Raw genomic sequence first — 20,454 nt, forward strand, 5'->3', positions numbered from 1 at the left:
GCGCCAGCTTTGCCCCTTTCGCGTAGCCCCGCGAAAAACAGGGAAAATTTGCCCAGGCTGCGCGTCCGGCGTAGACTATTGCCACTGTTTAAGGAGTGGAATATGCAGCAAACTACCCAACCTATCGATCGTGAGACTTTGCTTGTCGAAGCCAATAAACTGATTCGTGAACACGAAGATACCCTGGCCGGTATCGAAGCCACGGGTGTGGAGCAGCGCAACGGTGTGCTGGTGTTCAGCGGCGAATACTATCTCGACGAGCAAGGGTTACCCACCCCGAAGAGCACGGCAGTATTTAACATGTTTAAATACCTGGCCCATGCGCTCTCAGAGAAATATCACCTGGTCGATTAAAGCGAAACGCGAGGCAAATGCCTCGCGTTTTTGTTTACAGCAGCGGTTTTTGTCCGCGTTGTAGCCATCGCAACAGCAAGCGGTCGGCGCTCTCCGCCGCGCTATTGGTAAAGCGGTCGAGCAGTCTCTTACGCTGAGTATAGCGCACACCCACCAGTTCACGGCCCTCCATCAGGCTCAGGAGCAGATCGTCACTGGTGCCGACTTCGTCCACCAGCCCTTTTTCCTGCGCCTGTATGCCGTACCAGTGTTCACCGGTAGCCACCTGCTCAATGTCCAGCGACGGACGCATCCGCTTCACAAAATCCTTAAACAGATGATGCGTTTCGTTGAGGTCTTCGCGGAATTTCTGTCGCCCTTCTTCCGTATTCTCACCCAGCAGCGTCAGCGTACGCTTATATTGCCCGGCGGTATGCAGCTCGATATCGATCTCTTTGTTTTTCAGAAAACGATTGAAGTTAGGGATCTGCGCGACCACGCCAATCGAGCCGAGAATCGCAAACGGAGCCGCAACAATTTTGTCGGCCACGCAGGCCATCATATAGCCACCGCTCGCCGCCACTTTATCGACCGCCACCGTCAATGGGATCTGTTTCTCTCGCAGACGTTGCAGCTGTGAGGACGCAAGACCGTAACCGTGCACCACGCCGCCAGGGCTTTCCAGTCGCAGCACGACCTGGTCCTGAGGTTTTGCCACCGCCAGCACCGCCGTCACCTCTTCGCGCAGGGATGTGACTTCATGGGCATCCATACTGCCTTTAAAATCCAGCACATAGACCCGTGGTTTGGTTGTTTCCTGATGATCTTGTTTCGCCTTCGCTTTTGCCGCTTTGGCTTCCAGCTTGAGCTTTTTCTTTTGCGCCTTATGCCACAGCTTCTGCTGATGCCCATCCAGCAGCGCCACGGACATATCTTCCTGCATCTCCTTATACTGCTCGCTTAAGCGGGTAATGCGCAGTTCACCACGCTGACGCTTACGCTGCGTCAGGTTCACGATCAGCACCGCAATCACCGCAATAGCGATCACCACCGTCGCGATTTTGGCCAAAAACAGACCGTACTCAGAAAGTAATTCCACGTGTTCCACCTTGATTTAACCACGAATCTTTCACGACCAGTGTACAACAGCCTGTGCCAGGCGTCTCGCGTCCTACAATACCGTTGCGAGGCGCTTTCAGGAATTTGGTCTTGTTACTGAAATAGTTGCAAATTGTTAATTTCGAAGCCTTCTCTCCTGTAGACTGATTGAAATCACCCGCCGTTTCGGGCATAAAGCCAAAAAGTGAAAGAACAGCAGGCGCCGCAGGCCCGTCATGCGCCACAGGAGTATTCGTGCATTATCAACCGCAAAAAAATTTACTGCAGGACCGTATTATCCTGGTTACCGGCGCCAGCGACGGCATTGGTCGCGAAGCCGCGCTCACCTATTCCCGCTACGGCGCGCAGGTCGTGCTGCTTGGTCGTAACGAAGAGAAGCTGCGCCGCGTGGCGCAAGAGATTGCCGACGCCAGCGGGGAAACGCCGCGCTGGTATACCCTCGATTTGCTGACCTGTACGCCGGAGTCCTGCGCGGAACTGGCAAAGCGAATCGCAGCGCACTATCCGCGCCTCGACGGCGTGTTGCACAATGCCGGTCTGCTGGGCGAAGTTCGCCCGATGGATGAGCAGGATCCTGAGATCTGGCAGCAGGTCATGCAGGTTAACGTCAACGGCACCTTTTTCCTTACTCAGGCGCTGCTTCCTTTATTACTCAAGTCAGAATCTGGCTCGCTGGTCTTTACCTCGTCGAGCGTCGGCCGTCAGGGTCGCGCCAACTGGGGCGCTTATGCCGCGTCGAAATTTGCCACCGAAGGGATGATGCAGGTGCTGGCCGAGGAGTATCAGACCCGCCATCTGCGCGTGAACTGCATCAATCCGGGCGGGACGCGCACCGGCATGCGCGCCAGCGCCTTCCCGACGGAAGATCCGCAAAAACTCAAAACGCCCGCCGAAATTATGCCGCTCTACCTGTGGCTGATGGGCGACGACAGCCGCCGTAAAACCGGTATGACCTTTGATGCCCAGCCGGGCCGTAAGCCAGGAATTTCGCAATGAGTGAAGAACGTCATCAGCAGCGTCAGCAGCGCCTGAAAGAACAGGTCGATGCCCGCGTTGCCGCCGCGCAGGAAGAGCGCGGCATCGTTATCGTCTTTACCGGCAACGGGAAAGGCAAAACCACCGCCGCCTTTGGCACCGCGACGCGCGCCGTCGGTCACGGGCAAAAAGTGGGCGTGATTCAGTTTATCAAAGGCGAATGGCCGAACGGCGAGCGTAATCTGCTCGAGCCGCACGGCGTGGAGTTTCAGGTGATGGCGACCGGTTTTACCTGGGACACGCAGAACCGCGAAAGCGACACCGCCGCCTGTCTTGCCGTATGGGAACACGCCAAACGCATGCTGGCCGACCCGGAGCTTAATATGGTTCTGCTGGATGAGATAACTTACATGGTGGCGTACGACTATCTGCCGCTGGAAGAGGTGCTTGTTGCGCTGAAACATCGTCCTGCGCATCAGACGGCGATCGTGACCGGCCGCGGCTGCCACCGGGATATTCTGGAGCTGGCCGATACGGTCAGCGAACTGCGCCCGGTCAAACATGCGTTTGATGCTGGAATAAAAGCGCAAATCGGTATCGACTACTAGAAATGAAAAACCCGGCAGCAGCCGGGTTTGTTTTTTTAGCCGTTGTTGTTTCGGCTGCCAGAGCGGCGAGTGGTGCTCACCTGGCTGTGGCGTTTCACCGCGCGGCGAATCTGGTTCGCCTTCACGCGACGACGATCTTTTTCAACCGCCACTTTGGTCGTGGTTTCTGGCTGCAGTTCCACCAGTTCACGCAGGTAGTTGGTCTGGGTTAAATCCAGCTCGGTGTAGCCCCCGCGTGGAATCCCTTTCGGCAGCAGAATGTCACCGTAGCGCACGCGAATCAGACGACTCACCTGCACGCCAACCGCTTCCCACAGACGACGAACCTCACGGTTACGGCCTTCTGTCAGGGTGACGTTGTACCACTGGTTGATCCCTTCACCGCCGGTGAATTTAATGGTTTTGAACGCCGCAGGGCCGTCTTCAAGCTGAACGCCGCGCGACAGGTCACGCAGTTTGTTTTCATCAACCTGACCGAACACGCGCACCGCGTATTCACGCTCTACTTCACGGCTTGGGTGCATCAGGCGGTTCGCCAGTTCACCGTCGGTGGTGAACAGCAGCAGACCGCAGGTGTTCACGTCCAGACGACCCACTGCAATCCAGCGCGCGCCGCGCAGTTTTGGCAGACGGTCGAATACCGTCGGGCGGCCTTCTGGATCGTTACGCGTACACAATTCGCCTTCCGGCTTGTAGTAAGCCAGCACGCGACAAATCTGTTCGGCAGACTCTTTCACGGAGATCACGTGACCGTCGAGACGGATCTTCATCCCCGGAACGACTTCAACGCGGTCACCCAGCTTGGCAATTTTGCCGTCAACGCTGACGCGACCCGCTTCAATAATCGTTTCGATTTCACGGCGTGAACCGTGGCCAGCACGAGCCAGCACTTTCTGTAATTTTTCGCTCATTGAGCATCCTTCAGGTGTCGCCTTCACAGGCGTCGAATTAGGGTCAAAAAAGCGGTCTACCGCTGTTTTGATGGCCGCGTAGTATAGCCGCTTATACCTTTACAAGAAAGGCTTTACGTCACCCACGCCTTCACGAATCACTTCTGGTGCATCTTCCGTGAGATCGACAACCGTGGTTGGCTGCTGACCGAGGTAGCCGCCGTGAATAATCAGATCCACCTGCTTCTCCAGACGATCTTTGATCTCTTCCGGGTCGGACTCGGTGAAATCGCTGCCCGGCAGCATCAGGGAGGTCGAGAGCATCGGCTCGCCGAGGGTCTCCAGCAGCATCTGCGCAATCGGGTTCGACGGCACGCGCATCCCGATGGTTTTACGCTTTTCCTGCAACAGGCGGCGCGGCACTTCCTTGGTCCCTTTCAGAATGAAAGTATAGTTGCCCGGCGTGTTGTTTTTGATTAAGCGGAAGGCGACGTTATCCACGTAGGCGTAGGTCGAGATTTCCGAGAGATCGCGGCACATCAGGGTGAAGTTATGCCCATCCGGCAGATGACGGATGCGGCAGATGCGCTCCATCGCCCCTTTGTCTTCGATTTGACAGCCCAGCGCGTAGCCGGAATCCGTTGGATAGACGATCACGCCGCCTTTGCGAACAATCTCCACCGCCTGATTAATCAACCGCGCCTGCGGGTTATCCGGGTGAATATAGAAAAATTGACTCATGCTTCCCTCTCTTCAATATGTTGCTGCGGCTGCTCCCAAAGTGCCCAGACCGGTTCCACGCCTGCGGGTAACCAGAGCTTGCGCCCCAGCTCAATCCATGCGCAAGGCTGATGAAAATCAGAGCCTTGCGACGCAAGCAGACCGTACTGACGCGCATAGGTCGCCAGTTGACTGCGCTCATTGGGTGCCTGCTGGCACTGGGAGACTTCCATCGCTTCTCCGCCATTTTCGGCGAAGTGCGCCAGCAGTCTTTTCAGCCACTTAGCTGAAAGGTTATACCGCCCTGGATGGGCCAGCACCGCCTTGCCGCCAGAATGATGAATGACATCAATAGCTTGTTTTATTGTACACCACTGTGGCGGAACGTAACCGGTTTTACCGCGCGCGAGGTATTTTTTGAAAACATCGGCAAAGTTATTCGCTTTACCGGCCTCGACCAGAAAACGGGCGAAGTGCCCGCGCGTCACGGCCCCGCCGTTGGCGAGGCGTCGCGCCCCTTCCAGCGCGCCGGGGATCTGCGATTTCTCCAGCCGCTCGCCAATCAGCTCCGCGCGCTGATTGCGGCGCTCTTTCTGCTCTTCGAGAAACGCGCACAGGGCCGGATGCTCAATATCAATATTCAGGCCGACAATGTGGATTTCGTGATTTTCCCAGACGGTGGAAATCTCTACGCCGGAGACCAGGTTTAACGGCAGTTCGCTGCGGGCAATCTCGGCCCGAGCCGCCGGAATGGCATCCGTGGTGTCGTGATCGGTTATTGCCAGCGTGCCCACGCGCATCTCTACCGCGCGGTGAACCAGCGCTTCGGGCGTCAGCAGGCCATCGGAGGCCTGAGTGTGGCTGTGTAAATCATAAATCACGGCGTATTTTGTTTCGCTCAAAGCGGTTTCCATCACAGGTTTATCGTATTCAGGAAGACTATGATAACGGCTTGCGAGCAAATTCTGAAATCAGGGGTTGACATTACGCCATCGAACTAGTTAACTAGTACGCAAGTTCACTCAAGAAGGTATCTGAAAATGAAAGCACATTTCTCTTTGCACGGCTGGTGGCGCACTTCCTGATTATCGGGCAGTGTCACTCGTGTGCGAAACGCAAACAGATACCAGGCCCGCGACGATGCGGGCTTTTTTATGAACAGAATATGAGAACAACAATATGCAAACAGCCAAAACACACCTTGAGTTGCTGACCTGCGAAGCGGTGTATCGCCATAACCCTACCGCACTGTTCCATCAGGTTTGCGGCGCACGTCCGGCCACCCTGCTGCTGGAATCTGCTGACATCGACAGCAAAGACGATCTCAAAAGCCTGCTGCTGGTCGACAGCGCGCTGCGCATTACCGCGTTAGGTGACACTGTCACCATTAAAGCCCTGTCAGAGAACGGCGCCGCCCTGCTGCCGCTGCTGGATGCCGCGCTGCCTGCCGGTATTGAAAATGAACGTCATCCGGAAACGCGTATTCTGCACTTCCCGCCGGTGAGCCAGCTGCTGGATGAAGATGCGCGTCTGTGTTCTCTGTCTGTATTCGACGCCTTCCGCCTGCTGCAAAACCTGGTGGACGTGCCTGAGGACGAGCGCGAAGCGATGTTCTTCGGCGGGCTGTTTGCCTATGACCTGGTCGCCGGGTTTGAAGATCTGCCTGAAACCGAACAGGGCAACCGCTGCCCGGACTACTGCTTCTATCTGGCAGAAACGCTGATGGTGATTGATCATCAGAAAAAATACACCCGCATTCAGGCCAGCCTGTTTACCCCGTCAGCGTCTGAAAAACAGCGTCTGGCGCAGCGTATCGAGCAGCTCCAGCTGCAGATGACCGAAGAGCCAACCGCCCTGCCGGTCCAGCGCATCGATCATATGCAGTGCGAAACGAACCAGACCGACGACCAGTACGGCGCGGTGGTGCGTCAGATGCAGAAAGCGATTCGCGCCGGAGAAATTTTCCAGGTGGTGCCGTCCCGCCGCTTCTCGCTCCCGTGCCCGTCTCCGCTGGCCGCATATGATGTGCTGAAGAAGAGCAACCCAAGCCCGTACATGTTCTTCATGCAGGACAACGATTTCACCCTGTTCGGTGCCTCGCCGGAAAGCTCGCTAAAATATGACGCGCCGAGCCGCCAGATTGAAATTTACCCGATTGCCGGAACGCGTCCGCGCGGTCGTCGCGCCGACGGTTCGTTAGATCGGGATCTCGACAGCCGCATTGAGCTGGAGATGCGTACCGACCACAAAGAGCTCTCCGAGCACCTGATGCTGGTCGACCTGGCGCGTAACGATCTGGCGCGCATCTGTACCCCAGGCACCCGTTACGTGGCGGACCTGACCAAAGTCGACCGTTACTCCTTCGTGATGCACCTGGTCTCCCGCGTGGTCGGTGAGCTGCGCCACGACCTTGACGCCCTGCACGCCTATCGCGCCTGCATGAACATGGGCACCCTGAGCGGCGCACCGAAAGTGCGTGCCATGCAGCTGATTGCCGGAGCCGAAGGCCGTCGTCGCGGCAGCTACGGCGGCGCGGTCGGGTACTTCACCGCGCACGGCGACCTGGACACCTGCATCGTCATCCGCTCCGCCTACGTGGAAGATGGCATCGCCACCGTCCAGGCGGGCGCAGGCATTGTTCTGGATTCTGTTCCGCAGTCCGAAGCTGACGAAACTCGCAGTAAAGCTCGCGCGGTCTTGCGCGCGATTGCCACCGCACACCACGCACAGGAGATTTTCTGATGGCTGACATTCTGCTGCTCGATAATATCGACTCCTTTACCTACAACCTGGCAGACCAGCTGCGTGCGAACGGACACAACGTGGTGATTTACCGCAATCATGTTCCGGCCCAGACCCTGATCGAGCGTCTGGAAACCATGCAAAACCCGGTGCTGATGCTCTCTCCAGGCCCTGGCGCACCCAGCGAAGCGGGCTGTATGCCTGAGCTGCTGACCCGGATGCGCGGCAAACTGCCGATCATCGGCATCTGCCTGGGGCATCAGGCGATCGTGGAAGCCTACGGCGGATACGTGGGTCAGGCGGGCGAGATCCTGCACGGCAAAGCGTCCAGCATTGAACACGACGGCCAGGCGATGTTCGCCGGGCTGCCAAACCCACTCCCTGTCGCGCGCTATCACTCTCTGGTCGGAAGCAACATTCCGGCGGGGCTGACCATCAACGCCTCGTTTGAAGGGATGGTGATGGCCGTGCGCCACGACGCAGATCGCGTCTGCGGCCTGCAGTTCCACCCGGAATCGATTCTGACCTCTAACGGCGCGCGCCTGCTGGAGCAGACTCTCAACTGGGCGCTGCAGAAGCTGGAGCAGACCAACACTCTGCAACCGATTCTGGAAAAACTGTATCAGGCCCAGACCATGACCCAGCAGGAGAGCCACCAGCTCTTCTCCGCGGTGGTGCGCGGTGAACTGAAGCCCGAACAGCTGGCCGCCGCGCTGGTGAGCATGAAAGTGCGCGGCGAACAGCCGCAGGAAATTGCCGGTGCCGCCACCGCTCTGCTGGAAAATGCCGCCCCGTTCCCGCGCCCTGACTATCAGTTTGCCGATATCGTCGGCACCGGCGGCGACGGCAGCAACAGCATTAACATCTCCACCGCCAGCGCCTTTGTCGCTGCGGCCTGTGGGATGAAAGTGGCCAAGCACGGTAACCGCAGCGTCTCCAGCCGTTCCGGCTCTTCTGACCTGCTGGCCGCGTTCGGGATTAACCTCGAAATGAACGCCGAACGCTCCCGTGAAGCGCTGGACGATCTGGGCGTCTGTTTCCTGTTCGCGCCGAAATACCACACCGGTTTCCGCCATGCGATGCCGGTCCGCCAGCAGCTGAAAACCCGCACCCTGTTTAACGTGCTAGGCCCGCTGATCAACCCGGCGCATCCGCCCCTGGCCCTGATCGGGGTTTACAGCCCGGAACTGGTGCTGCCGATTGCCGAAACCCTGCGCGTGCTCGGGTATCAGCGTGCGGCGGTGGTTCACAGCGGCGGAATGGACGAAGTGTCGCTTCATGCCTCTACCCTGGTGGCCGAACTGCGCGACGGCGAAATCCAGAGCTATCAGCTTGAAGCTTCCGACTTTGGCCTGACGCCGTATCGCCAGGAGCAGCTGGCAGGCGGCACGCCGGAAGAAAACCGTGACATTCTGACACGCTTGCTACAAGGTAAAGGTGAAGCCGCCCACGAGGCCGCCGTCGCCGCCAACGTTGCGATGTTAATGCGTTTGCACGGCGAAGAAGACTTACAGGCGAACGCACAAAAAGTTCTGGACGTATTGCGCTCCGGCGCAGCTTACGACCGCGTTACCGCACTTGCGGCAAGAGGATAAAAGATGCAGACCGTTTTAGCGAAAATCGTCGCCGATAAGGCCATCTGGGTAGAAGCGCGCAAAGAGCAGCAGCCGCTGGCCAGTTTCCAGAATGAAGTGGTTCCAAGTCAGCGCCGTTTTTATGATGCCCTGCAGGGTGCGCGCACCGCGTTTATCCTGGAGTGCAAAAAGGCCTCGCCGTCGAAAGGCGTGATCCGCGACGATTTCGATCCCGCGCGCATTGCCGGGGTTTACAAACACCATGCGTCGGCCATTTCGGTGCTGACGGATGAGAAATATTTCCAGGGCAGTTTTGATTTTCTGCCGATTGTCAGCCAGATTGCGCCGCAGCCGATCCTGTGCAAAGACTTCATTATTGACGCGTACCAAATCTGGCTGGCGCGCTTTTATCAGGCTGATGCCTGCCTGCTGATGCTCTCCGTGCTGGATGACGAGCAGTATCGCCAGCTGGCCGCCGTCGCCCACAGCCTGAACATGGGCGTGCTGACGGAAGTGAGCAACGAAGAGGAGCTGGAACGCGCGATTGCGCTGAAAGCCAAAGTCGTTGGCATCAACAACCGCGACCTGCGCGATCTCTCCATCGACCTGAACCGCACGCGCCAGCTGGCGCCGCGTCTGGGTGCGGGTGTCACGGTCATCAGCGAGTCCGGCATTAATACCTACGCTCAGGTTCGCGAGCTGAGCCATTTCGCCAACGGCTTTTTGATTGGCTCGGCCCTGATGTCTCACGACGATCTGAACGCCGCCGTGCGCCGCGTGCTGCTGGGCGAGAACAAAGTGTGCGGGCTGACGCGTCCTGAGGATGCCGCCGCCGCCCTCGAAGCAGGTGCCGTTTACGGTGGGCTGATTTTCGTTGACGCCTCGCCGCGCTTTGTGACCGAAGATCAGGCGCGCGAAGTCATTGCTGGCGCACCACTGAGCTACGTCGGCGTGTTCCGCGACGCGCCAGTGACTGATGTGACAGCCCTTGCTGAAAGCTTATCCCTGACGGCCGTGCAGCTGCACGGGCAGGAAGATCAAACTTACATTAACGAACTCCGCCAGGCGCTGGCTCCGCAGGTACAAATCTGGAAAGCGCAGAGCGTGAGCGACACGCTACCCGCCCGCGATCTGCAGCACGTCGATAAATATGTGCTGGATAACGGCCAGGGCGGAACCGGTGAACGTTTCGACTGGACCCTGCTCAACGGCGAGAAGCTGGACAACGTCCTGCTGGCGGGCGGATTAAGCCCTGACAACTGCGTGGAAGCCGCGAAAGCGGGCTGCGCGGGCCTCGATTTCAATTCAGGCGTGGAGTCTCAGCCGGGCATCAAAGATGCCAGTAAGCTGGCCTCGGTATTCAAGACGCTGCGTGCCTATTAAGGAAGAGAAAATGACAACTTTATTAAATCCCTATTTTGGTGAGTTCGGCGGTATGTATGTGCCACAAATCCTGATGCCGGCCCTGCGCCAGCTCGAAGAAGCCTTTGTCAGCGCGCAGAAAGATCCGGCGTTCCAGGCAGAATTTACCGACCTGCTGAAAAACTACGCAGGCCGCCCGACGGCGCTGACCAAATGCCGTAATCTTACCGCAGGCACGAAAACCACCTTGTACCTCAAGCGTGAAGATCTGCTCCACGGCGGCGCGCACAAAACTAACCAGGTGCTGGGCCAGGCGCTGCTTGCCAAACGCATGGGCAAAACTGAAATCATCGCCGAGACCGGTGCCGGACAGCACGGCGTGGCCTCAGCGCTTGCCAGCGCCCTGCTCGGCCTGAAATGCCGTATCTACATGGGTGCGAAAGACGTCGAGCGCCAGTCGCCGAACGTGTTCCGTATGCGTCTGATGGGCGCGGAAGTGATCCCGGTACACAGCGGGTCCGCCACGCTGAAAGATGCCTGTAACGAAGCGCTGCGCGACTGGTCTGGCAGCTACGACACCGCGCACTACATGCTCGGCACCGCTGCCGGCCCTCACCCGTTCCCGACCATTGTGCGTGAGTTCCAGCGCATGATCGGCGAAGAGACCAAAGCGCAGATCCTCGAAAAAGAGGGACGTCTGCCGGATGCGGTGATCGCCTGCGTCGGCGGCGGCTCAAACGCTATCGGCATGTTTGCTGATTTCATCGACGACGAAAGCGTCGGCCTGATCGGCGTTGAACCTGCGGGTCACGGCATTGAAACCGGCGAGCACGGTGCGCCGCTGAAACACGGCCGCGTCGGGATCTACTTCGGCATGAAATCGCCAATGATGCAGACCGACGAAGGGCAGATTGAGGAGTCTTACTCCATCTCTGCCGGGCTGGACTTCCCGTCCGTCGGGCCACAGCACGCACACCTGAACAGCATTGGCCGCGCCGACTATGTCTCGATTACCGATGACGAAGCGCTGGAAGCGTTCAAGACCCTGTGCCGCAACGAAGGGATCATCCCGGCGCTGGAGTCTTCCCACGCGCTGGCTCACGCCCTGAAAATGATTAAAGAAAACCCGGAAAAAGAGCAGCTGCTGGTGGTGAACCTTTCCGGTCGCGGTGATAAAGATATCTTCACCGTTCACGACATTCTGAAAGCACGAGGGGAAATCTGATGGAACGCTACGATAACGCATTTGCTGAACTGAAAGCCCGCAAGGAAGGCGCGTTTGTTCCCTTCGTCACCCTGGGCGATCCGGGCCCTGAGCAGTCGCTGAAAATCATCGACACTTTAATTGCCGCAGGCGCTGATGCGCTGGAGCTGGGAATTCCGTTCTCGGATCCGCTGGCGGATGGCCCGACCATTCAGAACGCCACCCTTCGCGCCTTTGCCGCAGGCGTCACGCCGACCCAGTGCTTTGAGATGCTGGCGGCGATCCGCCAGAAGCACCCGACCATTCCAATTGGCCTGCTGATGTATGCCAACCTGGTATTCAGCAAAGGCATCGATAACTTTTATGCCGAGTGCGCCCGCGTGGGCGTGGATTCGGTGCTGGTCGCCGATGTGCCGGTGGAAGAGTCAGCCCCGTTCCGCCAGGCGGCGATGCGCCATAACGTCGCGCCGATCTTCATCTGCCCGCCAAACGCCGATGACGAACTGCTGCGCCAGATTGCCTCATACGGCCGCGGATATACCTACCTGCTGTCGCGTGCAGGCGTGACCGGTGCGGAAAACAAAGCGGCGCTTCCCCTGCACCATCTGGTGGAAAAACTGGCCGAGTACCACGCGGCACCACCGCTGCAGGGCTTCGGGATCTCCTCTCCTGAACAGGTGACCGCCGCGATTGATGCTAAGGCTGCGGGCGCGATCTCCGGCTCGGCGATTGTCAAAATCATCGAGCGCAACGTCGATAAGCCGGAGCAGATGCTGACGGAGCTGCACGAATTCGTGACGGCGATGAAAGCGGCAACGCGCAAGGCTTGAGTGTCCTGACCGTCTGGCGGCCCGCCAGACGGTTATTCCCCTTTAATGCTATCCGCATATTTTCGTACCAGCCTGAACAGCGCCCCCACGTCCTCCTCCTGCCAGTCGTTGAAAATCTGATTCATCAGCGTCAAACGCGCCTGTGCGATTTTCATCGTTAACGCTTTTCCCTTTTCGGATGGGGTGACTTCTGACACGCGCTTATCCTTCGCGCCCGGCTTTTTCTGCACTAACCCCTGCGCTTCCAGCCGTTTGACCTGGCGACTGACGGTGGTGTAATCGCGCCCCAGCCTGTCGGCAAGCTCGACGACGCCCAGCGACCCATAGCGGTCAATGGTCACCAGCAGCGGAAACAAAATTTGATCCAGCGTAACGCCCGCCTCTGAGAGCAAAGTGTCGTCGCGCTGCGGCTGATTCATGACGCCGATGATATCCAGCAGCGCGCCGTGAAAATCCGTGACATCGTATTTATGTGCATCTTGCATATATTTTCCTGGCGAGTATAGTGCCCTTATTATATATGTGCATTTTACACATATCACCGCACAGGAGAAAGGGTATGAAAGCAGCAGTGGTTTTTGATCCGGCAACCGGGCCGGTTTACGCCGATTTTGCCCCACCTCAGACCGGGCCAGGTCAGCACCTCGTTCGCGTCACCGCCTCGGCGATCAGCCACGTGGTGAAAAGCCGGGCTTCCGGCAAGCATTACAGTTTTGACGGCACCTTGCCGTTTATCGCCGGAATCGACGGAACGGGCGTGACTGAAGAGGGTCAGCGCGTTTACTTTGCGTTTCCACCGACACCGTGGGGTAGCATGGCGGAATTTGCCCCTGTCGACGCGAATCTTTGTCTTCCCCTCCCAGACGGACTCGATGACGTGACGGCCGCCGCAATGGCAAACCCTGGGATGTCCGCATGGGCTTCGCTTGTCACCCGCGCGCAGTTTCAGCCGGGCGAGACCGTGCTGATCAACGGGGCCGCCGGCAGCGCCGGGCAACTGGCCGTGCAAATTGCCCGCTATCGCGGCGCAGGGAAGATTATCGTGACCGGACGTAACCCGCAGGTGCTGGCTCAGCTGGATGCTGACGTGCGCGTCCTGCTCAGCGACGACGCCACTCTTATCGCACAGCAGTTGGCTGACCTTGCCGCTCAACAGATAGATGTGGTGATCGACTATCTTTGGGGCCAGAGCGCGCTGGCCATTCTGACGGCGCTGGCAAAACACACGCCGGGGCAGACGCCCGTTCGATATGTCCAGGTGGGATCGCTTTCCGGGGCGGACATCGCCTTACCCAGCGCCGTGCTGCGCTCATCCCCGATTGTCTTAATGGGCAGCGGGATCGGCAGCCTGTCGCTGACGCAGCTGCTCCAGGCGACGGGTGAAATGCTACACGCCGCCGTTCCGGGCGGATTCACCATCGCCACCACCCCGGCGCGACTGGACGATGTCGCCGAGGCCTGGTCGCAGGACGACAGCAAAAAAAGAACCGTGTTTGTGATGGACTGAGGGATGTGCGGCAGAGCGCCTACGTCTTTAGGGTGAGGACAAAATTGATCGGGTCGAGCTTTTGGGTTTGCAGCGCTTTTCAAATGCGATCCTGAGTGTATGATCCCCACTCTTTTTCGGCTTCTCTGCCGCTTCAAATCCTTCTGAGTTCAGAGGCTTACACATGTCATGGCAACACTTCAAACAGGCTTATCTGATTAAGTTCTGGTCCCCTGTTCCGGCCGTCATCGCAGCCGGCATCCTCTCTACCTATTACTTCGGCATTACCGGCACCTTCTGGGCGGTCACGGGTGAATTTACCCGCTGGGGCGGTCAGCTTTTACAGCTGGCGGGGGTGCATGCCGAGGAATGGGGCTATTTCAAACTGATTCATCTGGACGGCACCCCGCTCACCCGTATCGACGGGATGATGATCATTGGCATGTTCGGGGGCTGTTTCGCTGCCGCGCTGTGGGCCAATAACGTCAAACTGCGTATGCCGCGCAGCCGCATCCGTATTGCGCAGGCGGTTGTCGGCGGGATCATCGCCGGGTTTGGCGCACGTCTGGCGATGGGGTGCAATCTGGCGGCTTTCTTCACGGGGATCCCTCAGTTCTCCCTGCACGCGTGGTTTTTCGCCGTGGCGACGGCGATCGGCTCGTACTTTGGCGCCCGTTTCACGCTCCTGCCTCTCTTCCGTATTCCGGTCAAAATGACCAAAGTCAGCGCCGCCTCTCCCCTAACGCAAAAGCCGGATCAGGCGAAGCGCCGCTTCCGCCTTGGCATGCTGGTCTTTTTCGCGATGATCGCCTGGGCACTCTGTACCGCCATGAATCAGCCGAAGCTGGGGCTGGCGATGCTGTTTGGCGTCGGTTTTGGGCTGTTGATTGAACGCGCGCAAATCTGTTTTACCTCGGCGTTCCGCGATATGTGGATCACCGGTCGCACCATGATGGCAAAAGCGATTATTGCCGGGATGGCGGTTAGCGCCATCGGTATTTTCAGCTATGTGCAGTTGGGCGTGGAGCCGAAGATCATGTGGGCTGGCCCGAACGCCGTGATCGGCGGTTTGCTGTTTGGCTTTGGTATCGTGCTGGCGGGCGGGTGTGAAACCGGCTGGATGTATCGCGCGGTGGAAGGTCAGGTGCATTACTGGTGGGTGGGGCTTGGCAACGTGATTGGTTCCACTATTCTGGCCTACTACTGGGACGATCTCTCCCCGGCGCTCGCCACCAGCTGGGATAAGGTCAATCTGCTAAACACCTTCGGTCCGCTGGGCGGGCTGTTAGTCACCTACGCCCTGCTGCTGATCGCCTTTTTACTGGTTATCGCCCAGGAAAAGCGCTTTTTCCGCCGCACCGCGCGTAAAACTGAAACACAGGAGAATGTGGCATGACTCAAATCGTCCCGGATTACCGCCTCGATATGGTGGGCGAACCTTGCCCTTACCCGGCTATTGCGACGCTCGAAGCCTTGCCTCTGCTGAAAAAAGGGGAAATTCTTGAAGTGGTCAGCGATTGTCCGCAGTCGATTAATAACATTCCGCTGGATGCCAAAAACCACGGTTACACCGTGCTGGATATTCAGCAGGATGGCCCGACCATTCGCTATCTGATTCAGAAGTAACGTCCCTCTGACAACGTTCCCTGGCGGGAGCGTTGTCTCCCTCTCCTTTCTGACGAAAAAACAGCCAACACGGTGCGTTAGCTCTCATTTTATTTTCACGCCTGAGAATACTGTATCCCCAGTTTCTATGAGGATAATCTGATGAAAAAGTTACTGATCTGTTGTCTGTTTGGCAATACCGCCCAGTCGCTTACCAAAAAAATGCAGCATGCAGCCGATGCGCGCGGAATGAAACTGCTGATTAGCGCCGTCGGGCTGGATAATTTCGCCAGCGTCGCACCCGCTTTTGACGCCTTTTTAGTCGCGCCGCATATTCAATACAAGCTTGAAGAGTTAAGGGCTGAGATTGGCGAAGGCAAGCCGATAACGGTTATCGAAAGCTATCCGTTTGCGTCACTGGACGGTGAGAAAGTGCTGGAGTTTGTACTGGAGAATATGCCGGAGCTGGTGGAATAGCGTCGTTATCAGAAAACTGGCCACAAGCGGCGGCCAGTTTTCTGCCGACAATTAGAAGCGATAGCCCGCCGAGAACATAAACACCCACGGGTCCAGGCGTGTATGAACGCTCTGCTGCTCTCCACCCGCCTTGAAGCGCACGTCGGTGTCGATATCCATATACCAGACGGACATGTTCAGCAGCCAGTCGCGGTTGATCAGATAATCCAGCCCGACCTGCCCTGCAGCGCCCCAGGAATCTTTCAGACTGAGATCCGTAAGACCCGCCTCTTTGCCCGTATCGTTAAATTTCTCATCGAAGAAAGTGGTGTAGTTCACACCCGCGCCGATATACGGACGCACTTTGCTGGTGGCATCACCAAAATACCACTGCGCCATCAGGGTTGGCGGGAGCTGGTGAACGGTGGCGATATTCCCCGTCGGCCCGGTGCCCACCTTGTGGCGGAATGGCGTTGCCGCCAGGAGTTCGACCCCGATATTGTCCGTTGCCATATAAGTAAACGTCAGGCCCAGTTGGGTATTGTTGCTGACGTTAAAGCCGCCCAGGCTCCCCAGCACATTGTCAGACCCTTCCGTCGGACGCACCGTTGCCGAACCGGCACGCATAAAGAATTCACCCGCTTCATGCGCATACGCGCCGCCAGAGATACTGCTTAAGATCAGGGCTGCCACTGCTAACTTTTTCATATCCGCTCCATCGTTGTGGTTTTATTGGCGCGGTGAATATACTCATAAATGAGTAACAAGTGATCTAACTCAGATCACACTTGGGCTGGTAATTTAACATTCATTGATCCAGATTAATTTTTGCCGTACGGGGACGAAAGCTTATCCCCGGCGCAGGTCAATTTCGCGAAATGACCATTGCTTTACAAAGATATGCTTTTCCATACAAGTCATGGTGCTGCCACGGCAGAGTTATCCAGGGTACAATTGCCCGCTTATTAATACCTGCAATACTCAAGGAGAGTGCATGTCTATCACGGCGAAGTCCGTCTACCGTGACACGGGGAATTTTTTCCGCAATCAGTTCATTACCTTTTTACTGATCGCCTTGCTATGCGCGTTTATCACGGTGGTGCTTGGCCATGCGTTTTCGCCGAGTGATGATCAAATTGCGACCCTCAGCCAGGGCGATCATCTCGCCGGCAGCGGTGGGTTGTTTGATCTGGTTCAGAACATGACGCCAGAACAGCAGCAGATCTTGCTGCGCGCCTCTGCGGCATCGACCTTCTCCGGGTTGATCGGCAATGCGATTCTGGCAGGTGGTGTATTGCTGATGGTTCAGCTGGTGTCTGCCGGTCATCGCGTTAGCGCCCTGCGCGCCATCGGTGCCAGCGCGCCGGTATTACCGAAGCTGTTTATCCTGATCTTTTTGACCACCATGCTGGTGCAGATCGGCGTGATGCTGGTGGTCGTGCCGGGCGTGCTGCTGGCGATTATCCTTTCGTTCGCCCCGGTGATGCTGGTGCAGGACAAAATGGGGATATTTACAGCGATGCGCAGCAGTGCAAAACTGGCCTGGGCGAATATGCGTCTGGTCGCACCGGCGGTGATCAGCTGGCTGCTGGCCAAAACGCTGCTGCTGCTGTTTGCACCGAACTTTGCGGTATTGACGCCAAACGTCGGCGCGGTGGTCGCGAATACGCTGAGCAACCTGATTTCAGCCGTATTGTTGGTCTATTTGTTCCGCCTGTATATGTTGATTCGCCAGTAGTTTCCCTGAAAGCAGATGATGGAATCGAAGAATGAAGCAGTTTCTTGATTTTTTACCGTTGGTCGTGTTTTTCGCGTTTTATAAGCTCTACGACATTTATGCCGGGACCGCGGCGCTGATCGTCGCGACGGCCGTCGTGCTGATCTACAGCTGGTTCCGCTACCGTAAAGTCGAAAAAATGGCGCTGATCACCTTTGTCCTGGTGGCGGTGTTTGGCGGATTAACCCTGTTCTTCCATAACGATGAGTTTATCAAGTGGAAGGTGACGGTGATCTACGCCCTGTTCGCCGGTGCGCTGCTGGTGAGCCAGTGGGTGATGAATAAGCCGCTGATCCAGCGCATGCTCGGAAAAGAGATTACTCTTCCGCAGCAGGTGTGGTCGCGCCTCAACATCGCCTGGGCGCTGTTCTTTATTCTGTGTGGGCTGGCGAATATCTATATTGCGTTCTGGCTGCCGCAGAACATCTGGGTCAACTTCAAGGTCTTCGGCCTGACGGCATTAACCCTGATTTTCACGCTGCTGAGCGGCGTGTATATCTATCGCCATATGCCGCAAGACGACAAGCACTAAGATTTCAGGCCAGGCAGTTCCTGTCTGGCCTTTCCCTTCTTTTCCCACCGCACATTCCCACCGTAAAGAAATCATAGTAGCATCCCGCCTGTCGTCTTCCGTAACGAGCTTAAGAAACAATGACAACAAAGATTGATGCCCCTCAGGGCGAACTGGTTTTACGCACACTTGCAATGCCCGCCGACACCAATGCGAACGGTGATATTTTTGGCGGCTGGTTAATGGCACAGATGGATATGGGCGGCGCGATCCTCGCCAAAGAGATTGCCCATGGCCGCGTGGTGACGGTCAGAGTCGACGGGATGACGTTTTTGCGTCCGGTCGCGGTGGGAGATGTGGTTTGCTGCTACGCGCGCTGCGTGAAGCGCGGCAACACGTCGATTTCGATCAATATTGAAGTCTGGGTGAAGAAGGTCTCTTCCGAGCCGATTGGACAGCGTTACAAGGCAACCGAGGCGCTGTTTATCTACGTCGCGGTGGACAATCAGGGTAAACCTCGCCCGCTGCCGCAGGTATAAAAAAAGCCTCCATTCGGAGGCTTCGTCATTTATTCTATCTGCGTCCCGCCGTTCAGGCGGAAAACAATGTTTACGATGAGCCCATTGCCCGGTTTGCCCGGTTCGTAGCGCCATTTGCGCATCGCGGCTTTCACATCGCGTTCGAACATGTTCGCTGGTTGCGCCGAAAGCACCTCGACATTATCCACGCGCCCATCCGCCGTCACGTCAAATTTCACACGCACACGACCTTCTATACGCAGCGCCTGCGCACGCGCAGGATATTGCGGCTGATTGCGGCTCACGGCACGCGGGCCTGACGGAGCAGTCACCACCGGCTTCGTCGTGGTCGGTGAACTGTTCATCACCGGTTTTGCCGGGGCGGTATTTTGCGTCGACTGCACCGCGCGCGGTTCGACCGGGCGCTCTTCACGCTTCGGACGCTCTTCGACTTTTTTCACCGGCTTCGGTTTTGGCTTCGGCTTGGGTTTTGGCTCTGGCTTGTGGATCACCACGGGCGCTTCTTTTGGCGGCTCCGGTACAACCTCAGGTTCGGGCTCTGGCTCCGGCTCGACAACCGGCTCTGGCGGAGGCGGAACCACCTGCGGCTCCAGGTCTGCTGGTGAGACCATGGTTACGGAAATCGGCTGCGCAGGCGCTGGCATTTGGATAACCTGATGTACCGAAGTGTAGAGCAGCCCCGCCACGACAGCACCGTGAATCACAACGGACAGCAGCGTTGGCCAGGGAAAGCGGCGAGGTAAATCCAGGGTCATCGAAGTCATAATCGTTTCAGTTAAAAAACCAGGCCCTGATTTTAAATGCAAATAGCAATCATATTCAATAAGACACTCCATCTTCTCGCGATTTAACTGCTCGCGAGGCCAAAAAAGGCGCATCTTTGTTAAGGTTTTAACAAGGTCGTTATCTTTACATTGCAGTCATCGATGCTTTCACATAACGTTATTGACACTTTTTATGGCTAAGGAGCTCCGCCGTGCTTTACGTGATCTACGCTGAAGATGTTGCCGATTCTCTGGAAAAACGACTTTCCGTGCGCCCTGCCCATCTCGCGCGTCTACAACTCTTACATGACGAAGGAAAATTACTGACCGCAGGCCCAATGCCCGCCGTCGACAGCAACGATCCGGGTGCTGCAGGTTTTAGCGGTTCGACGGTGATTGCAGAGTTTGAATCGCTGGAAGCCGCGCAGTCCTGGGCCGAAGCTGACCCGTATGTGGCGGCGGGGGTTTATGAGAAGGTGACGGTGAGGCCGTTTAAGAAGGTGTTTTGAGTTGATGGGAAAGGCTCCCGCAGGAGCCTTTTTAAATGCTTGAACATGTTCGATTATCCCCTCATCCCAAATCCAGCCCTCTGAAAATCCCTATACACTTCGGGATTAGTAAAGGCCGGGAATTTGGCTTTCTGGGCTGCGGATTTTAACGCTTCGCAATAGGCTTTATTACCGTCGCTTGTCGTGATGTTTGATGCCGTGCCGTCCTGCGCAAATTGGATGTGCAATCTACATGTCTTTCCTTTCCAGCTTTGCGGATCGGCAAGCTCGGCATTGATGGCATCTCTGATCGCGCGCGCCTGGGCGCCCCATTCGTCCTTGTCATCCCAGCGGCCGGAACTGCAATTCCCCGTTGCTGTGGTTTTATGGCATCCGGACGGATGTAGGGGTGCACAGCCGCTGATCAGGCCTACAAGAACGGCCAGCGTTAAGATCCTTTTCATTTTTCAC

General features: G+C 57.1%; 25 protein-coding genes, 1 pseudogene and 1 other annotated feature. Of the genes and pseudogenes, 18 read left to right on the forward strand and 8 right to left on the reverse strand.

Translation table 11 applies throughout. The features are described from left to right. The first annotated feature begins 102 nt into the window (after nt 1–102). Nucleotides 103–354, forward strand: coding sequence for a YciN family protein (locus tag U9O48_RS12400; RefSeq protein WP_282495322.1), 252 nt, complete (start codon nt 103–105; stop codon nt 352–354). 34 nt (nt 355–388) lie between these two features. Here U9O48_RS12400 and sohB read toward each other — a convergent pair whose 3' ends face one another. Further along, nucleotides 389–1,432 (reverse strand): protease SohB, encoded by a 1,044-nt coding sequence (gene sohB, locus U9O48_RS12405; protein WP_285146364.1) that lies wholly within the window; start codon nt 1,430–1,432, stop codon nt 389–391. Nucleotides 1,433–1,686: 254 nt separating this feature from the next. Between sohB and U9O48_RS12410 the strand changes: the two genes are divergently transcribed. Both U9O48_RS12410 and cobO read left to right on the forward strand, forming a co-directional pair. Further along, nucleotides 1,687–2,448 (forward strand): YciK family oxidoreductase, encoded by a 762-nt coding sequence (locus U9O48_RS12410; protein ID WP_324722578.1) that lies wholly within the window; start codon nt 1,687–1,689, stop codon nt 2,446–2,448. Further along, nucleotides 2,445–3,035, forward strand: a complete 591-nt coding sequence (cobO, locus tag U9O48_RS12415; protein WP_324722579.1) for a cob(I)yrinic acid a,c-diamide adenosyltransferase — start codon at nt 2,445–2,447, stop codon at nt 3,033–3,035. Before U9O48_RS12410 ends, cobO begins: the two co-directional genes overlap by 4 nt. Before the next feature lie 35 nt (nt 3,036–3,070). Here cobO and rluB read toward each other — a convergent pair whose 3' ends face one another. From rluB to rnm, 3 genes are all read right to left on the reverse strand, one after another. Then, nucleotides 3,071–3,946: a 23S rRNA pseudouridine(2605) synthase RluB gene (gene rluB, locus U9O48_RS12420; RefSeq protein WP_282495326.1), complete on the reverse strand. Its 876-nt coding sequence runs from the start codon at nt 3,944–3,946 to the stop codon at nt 3,071–3,073. A 99-nt stretch (nt 3,947–4,045) separates the two neighbouring features. After that, complete coding sequence (locus U9O48_RS12425) at nt 4,046–4,666, reverse strand: L-threonylcarbamoyladenylate synthase (RefSeq protein ID WP_324722580.1); 621 nt, start codon at nt 4,664–4,666, stop codon at nt 4,046–4,048. Further along, nucleotides 4,663–5,547, reverse strand: a complete 885-nt coding sequence (rnm, locus tag U9O48_RS12430) for an RNase RNM (protein WP_282495327.1) — start codon at nt 5,545–5,547, stop codon at nt 4,663–4,665. Before rnm ends, U9O48_RS12425 begins: the two co-directional genes overlap by 4 nt. Before the next feature lie 138 nt (nt 5,548–5,685). Here rnm and trpL point away from each other — a divergent pair, with 138 nt between their 5' ends. The 6 genes from trpL to trpA all read left to right on the forward strand — a co-directional run bounded on the left by trpL (nt 5,686) and on the right by trpA (nt 12,357). Then, on the forward strand, nt 5,686–5,730 hold the full coding sequence (gene trpL, locus U9O48_RS23355; protein WP_107704263.1) for a trp operon leader peptide: 45 nt from the start codon (nt 5,686–5,688) through the stop codon (nt 5,728–5,730). Continuing rightward, nucleotides 5,707–5,801 (forward strand) — a sequence feature (Trp leader region). (Overlaps the previous gene by 24 nt.) A 23-nt stretch (nt 5,802–5,824) precedes the next feature. Then, entirely contained in the window at nt 5,825–7,387 is a 1,563-nt protein-coding gene (locus U9O48_RS12435; RefSeq protein ID WP_324722581.1) for an anthranilate synthase component 1, read from the forward strand. Beyond that, nucleotides 7,387–8,982, forward strand: coding sequence for a bifunctional anthranilate synthase glutamate amidotransferase component TrpG/anthranilate phosphoribosyltransferase TrpD (gene trpD / locus U9O48_RS12440; protein ID WP_324722582.1), 1,596 nt, complete (start codon nt 7,387–7,389; stop codon nt 8,980–8,982). Before U9O48_RS12435 ends, trpD begins: the two co-directional genes overlap by 1 nt. A gap of 3 nt (nt 8,983–8,985) precedes the next feature. Further along, the gene (gene trpCF / locus U9O48_RS12445; RefSeq protein WP_324722583.1) at nt 8,986–10,344 is read left to right on the forward strand and encodes a bifunctional indole-3-glycerol-phosphate synthase TrpC/phosphoribosylanthranilate isomerase TrpF; all 1,359 of its coding nucleotides are present in this window, start codon (nt 8,986–8,988) and stop codon (nt 10,342–10,344) included. A 10-nt stretch (nt 10,345–10,354) separates the two neighbouring features. Continuing rightward, nucleotides 10,355–11,548, forward strand: a complete 1,194-nt coding sequence (trpB, locus tag U9O48_RS12450) for a tryptophan synthase subunit beta (RefSeq protein ID WP_324722584.1) — start codon at nt 10,355–10,357, stop codon at nt 11,546–11,548. Beyond that, nucleotides 11,548–12,357, forward strand: coding sequence for a tryptophan synthase subunit alpha (gene trpA / locus U9O48_RS12455; RefSeq protein ID WP_324722585.1), 810 nt, complete (start codon nt 11,548–11,550; stop codon nt 12,355–12,357). The genes trpB and trpA overlap by 1 nt, the downstream gene beginning before the upstream one ends. Before the next feature lie 32 nt (nt 12,358–12,389). On the opposite strand, the gene U9O48_RS12460 is transcribed toward trpA, so the two are convergent. Beyond that, nucleotides 12,390–12,842: a MarR family transcriptional regulator gene (locus U9O48_RS12460; RefSeq protein ID WP_324722586.1), complete on the reverse strand. Its 453-nt coding sequence runs from the start codon at nt 12,840–12,842 to the stop codon at nt 12,390–12,392. Nucleotides 12,843–12,916: 74 nt separating this feature from the next. Here U9O48_RS12460 and U9O48_RS12465 point away from each other — a divergent pair, with 74 nt between their 5' ends. The 4 genes from U9O48_RS12465 (at nt 12,917) to U9O48_RS12480 (ending at nt 15,925) form a co-directional block, all read left to right on the forward strand. Beyond that, nucleotides 12,917–13,864, forward strand: a complete 948-nt coding sequence (locus U9O48_RS12465; protein WP_324722587.1) for a zinc-binding alcohol dehydrogenase family protein — start codon at nt 12,917–12,919, stop codon at nt 13,862–13,864. A 163-nt stretch (nt 13,865–14,027) separates the two neighbouring features. After that, nucleotides 14,028–15,239, forward strand: a complete 1,212-nt coding sequence (gene yedE, locus U9O48_RS12470; RefSeq protein ID WP_285154162.1) for a selenium metabolism membrane protein YedE/FdhT — start codon at nt 14,028–14,030, stop codon at nt 15,237–15,239. After that, complete coding sequence (gene yedF / locus U9O48_RS12475; RefSeq protein WP_324722588.1) at nt 15,236–15,469, forward strand: sulfurtransferase-like selenium metabolism protein YedF; 234 nt, start codon at nt 15,236–15,238, stop codon at nt 15,467–15,469. Before yedE ends, yedF begins: the two co-directional genes overlap by 4 nt. Before the next feature lie 141 nt (nt 15,470–15,610). Further along, on the forward strand, nt 15,611–15,925 hold the full coding sequence (locus U9O48_RS12480) for a PTS cellobiose transporter subunit IIB (protein WP_324722589.1): 315 nt from the start codon (nt 15,611–15,613) through the stop codon (nt 15,923–15,925). A gap of 51 nt (nt 15,926–15,976) precedes the next feature. On the opposite strand, the gene ompW is transcribed toward U9O48_RS12480, so the two are convergent. Further along, nucleotides 15,977–16,612 (reverse strand): outer membrane protein OmpW, encoded by a 636-nt coding sequence (ompW, locus tag U9O48_RS12485; RefSeq protein ID WP_285146352.1) that lies wholly within the window; start codon nt 16,610–16,612, stop codon nt 15,977–15,979. Nucleotides 16,613–16,786: 174 nt separating this feature from the next. Here ompW and U9O48_RS23360 point away from each other — a divergent pair. The 4 genes and pseudogenes from U9O48_RS23360 to yciA form a co-directional block, all read left to right on the forward strand. Then, nucleotides 16,787–16,873 (forward strand): annotated as a pseudogene (locus U9O48_RS23360) (YkgJ family cysteine cluster protein); the annotation flags it as partial. Between the two features lie 25 nt (nt 16,874–16,898). Then, nucleotides 16,899–17,642: a YciC family protein gene (locus U9O48_RS12490; protein ID WP_285146351.1), complete on the forward strand. Its 744-nt coding sequence runs from the start codon at nt 16,899–16,901 to the stop codon at nt 17,640–17,642. A 31-nt stretch (nt 17,643–17,673) separates the two neighbouring features. Continuing rightward, nucleotides 17,674–18,213, forward strand: a complete 540-nt coding sequence (locus U9O48_RS12495) for a septation protein A (RefSeq protein WP_282495338.1) — start codon at nt 17,674–17,676, stop codon at nt 18,211–18,213. A 119-nt stretch (nt 18,214–18,332) separates the two neighbouring features. Continuing rightward, nucleotides 18,333–18,731: an acyl-CoA thioester hydrolase YciA gene (gene yciA, locus U9O48_RS12500; RefSeq protein ID WP_282495339.1), complete on the forward strand. Its 399-nt coding sequence runs from the start codon at nt 18,333–18,335 to the stop codon at nt 18,729–18,731. A 29-nt stretch (nt 18,732–18,760) separates the two neighbouring features. On the opposite strand, the gene tonB is transcribed toward yciA, so the two are convergent. Then, nucleotides 18,761–19,486: a TonB system transport protein TonB gene (tonB, locus tag U9O48_RS12505; protein WP_282495369.1), complete on the reverse strand. Its 726-nt coding sequence runs from the start codon at nt 19,484–19,486 to the stop codon at nt 18,761–18,763. Between the two features lie 221 nt (nt 19,487–19,707). Between tonB and U9O48_RS12510 the strand changes: the two genes are divergently transcribed. Further along, entirely contained in the window at nt 19,708–20,004 is a 297-nt protein-coding gene (locus U9O48_RS12510) for a YciI family protein (protein ID WP_100779949.1), read from the forward strand. A gap of 53 nt (nt 20,005–20,057) precedes the next feature. Here U9O48_RS12510 and U9O48_RS12515 read toward each other — a convergent pair whose 3' ends face one another. Then, nucleotides 20,058–20,447 (reverse strand): cell envelope integrity TolA C-terminal domain-containing protein, encoded by a 390-nt coding sequence (locus U9O48_RS12515; RefSeq protein WP_324722590.1) that lies wholly within the window; start codon nt 20,445–20,447, stop codon nt 20,058–20,060. Between the last annotated feature and the right edge of the window lie 7 nt (nt 20,448–20,454).

Source organism: Lelliottia sp. JS-SCA-14, from assembly GCF_035593345.1.
Classification (GTDB): domain Bacteria; phylum Pseudomonadota; class Gammaproteobacteria; order Enterobacterales; family Enterobacteriaceae; genus Enterobacter; species Enterobacter wanjuensis.

Excerpts from the sequence above, each read along its gene's own strand:
- U9O48_RS12400 (WP_282495322.1), top strand. The coding sequence starts at position 103 with ATGCAGCAAACTACCCAACCTATCGATCGTGAGACTTTGCTTGTCGAA.
- cobO (WP_324722579.1), top strand. The coding sequence starts at position 2,445 with ATGAGTGAAGAACGTCATCAGCAGCGTCAGCAGCGCCTGAAAGAACAG.
- rluB (WP_282495326.1), bottom strand. The coding sequence starts at position 3,946 with ATGAGCGAAAAATTACAGAAAGTGCTGGCTCGTGCTGGCCACGGTTCA.
- U9O48_RS12425 (WP_324722580.1), bottom strand. The coding sequence starts at position 4,666 with ATGAGTCAATTTTTCTATATTCACCCGGATAACCCGCAGGCGCGGTTG.
- U9O48_RS12435 (WP_324722581.1), top strand. The coding sequence starts at position 5,825 with ATGCAAACAGCCAAAACACACCTTGAGTTGCTGACCTGCGAAGCGGTG.
- trpD (WP_324722582.1), top strand. The coding sequence starts at position 7,387 with ATGGCTGACATTCTGCTGCTCGATAATATCGACTCCTTTACCTACAAC.
- trpCF (WP_324722583.1), top strand. The coding sequence starts at position 8,986 with ATGCAGACCGTTTTAGCGAAAATCGTCGCCGATAAGGCCATCTGGGTA.
- trpB (WP_324722584.1), top strand. The coding sequence starts at position 10,355 with ATGACAACTTTATTAAATCCCTATTTTGGTGAGTTCGGCGGTATGTAT.
- trpA (WP_324722585.1), top strand. The coding sequence starts at position 11,548 with ATGGAACGCTACGATAACGCATTTGCTGAACTGAAAGCCCGCAAGGAA.
- U9O48_RS12460 (WP_324722586.1), bottom strand. The coding sequence starts at position 12,842 with ATGCAAGATGCACATAAATACGATGTCACGGATTTTCACGGCGCGCTG.
- U9O48_RS12465 (WP_324722587.1), top strand. The coding sequence starts at position 12,917 with ATGAAAGCAGCAGTGGTTTTTGATCCGGCAACCGGGCCGGTTTACGCC.
- yedE (WP_285154162.1), top strand. The coding sequence starts at position 14,028 with ATGTCATGGCAACACTTCAAACAGGCTTATCTGATTAAGTTCTGGTCC.
- yedF (WP_324722588.1), top strand. The coding sequence starts at position 15,236 with ATGACTCAAATCGTCCCGGATTACCGCCTCGATATGGTGGGCGAACCT.
- U9O48_RS12480 (WP_324722589.1), top strand. The coding sequence starts at position 15,611 with ATGAAAAAGTTACTGATCTGTTGTCTGTTTGGCAATACCGCCCAGTCG.
- ompW (WP_285146352.1), bottom strand. The coding sequence starts at position 16,612 with ATGAAAAAGTTAGCAGTGGCAGCCCTGATCTTAAGCAGTATCTCTGGC.
- U9O48_RS12490 (WP_285146351.1), top strand. The coding sequence starts at position 16,899 with ATGTCTATCACGGCGAAGTCCGTCTACCGTGACACGGGGAATTTTTTC.
- U9O48_RS12495 (WP_282495338.1), top strand. The coding sequence starts at position 17,674 with ATGAAGCAGTTTCTTGATTTTTTACCGTTGGTCGTGTTTTTCGCGTTT.
- yciA (WP_282495339.1), top strand. The coding sequence starts at position 18,333 with ATGACAACAAAGATTGATGCCCCTCAGGGCGAACTGGTTTTACGCACA.
- tonB (WP_282495369.1), bottom strand. The coding sequence starts at position 19,486 with ATGACCCTGGATTTACCTCGCCGCTTTCCCTGGCCAACGCTGCTGTCC.
- U9O48_RS12515 (WP_324722590.1), bottom strand. The coding sequence starts at position 20,447 with ATGAAAAGGATCTTAACGCTGGCCGTTCTTGTAGGCCTGATCAGCGGC.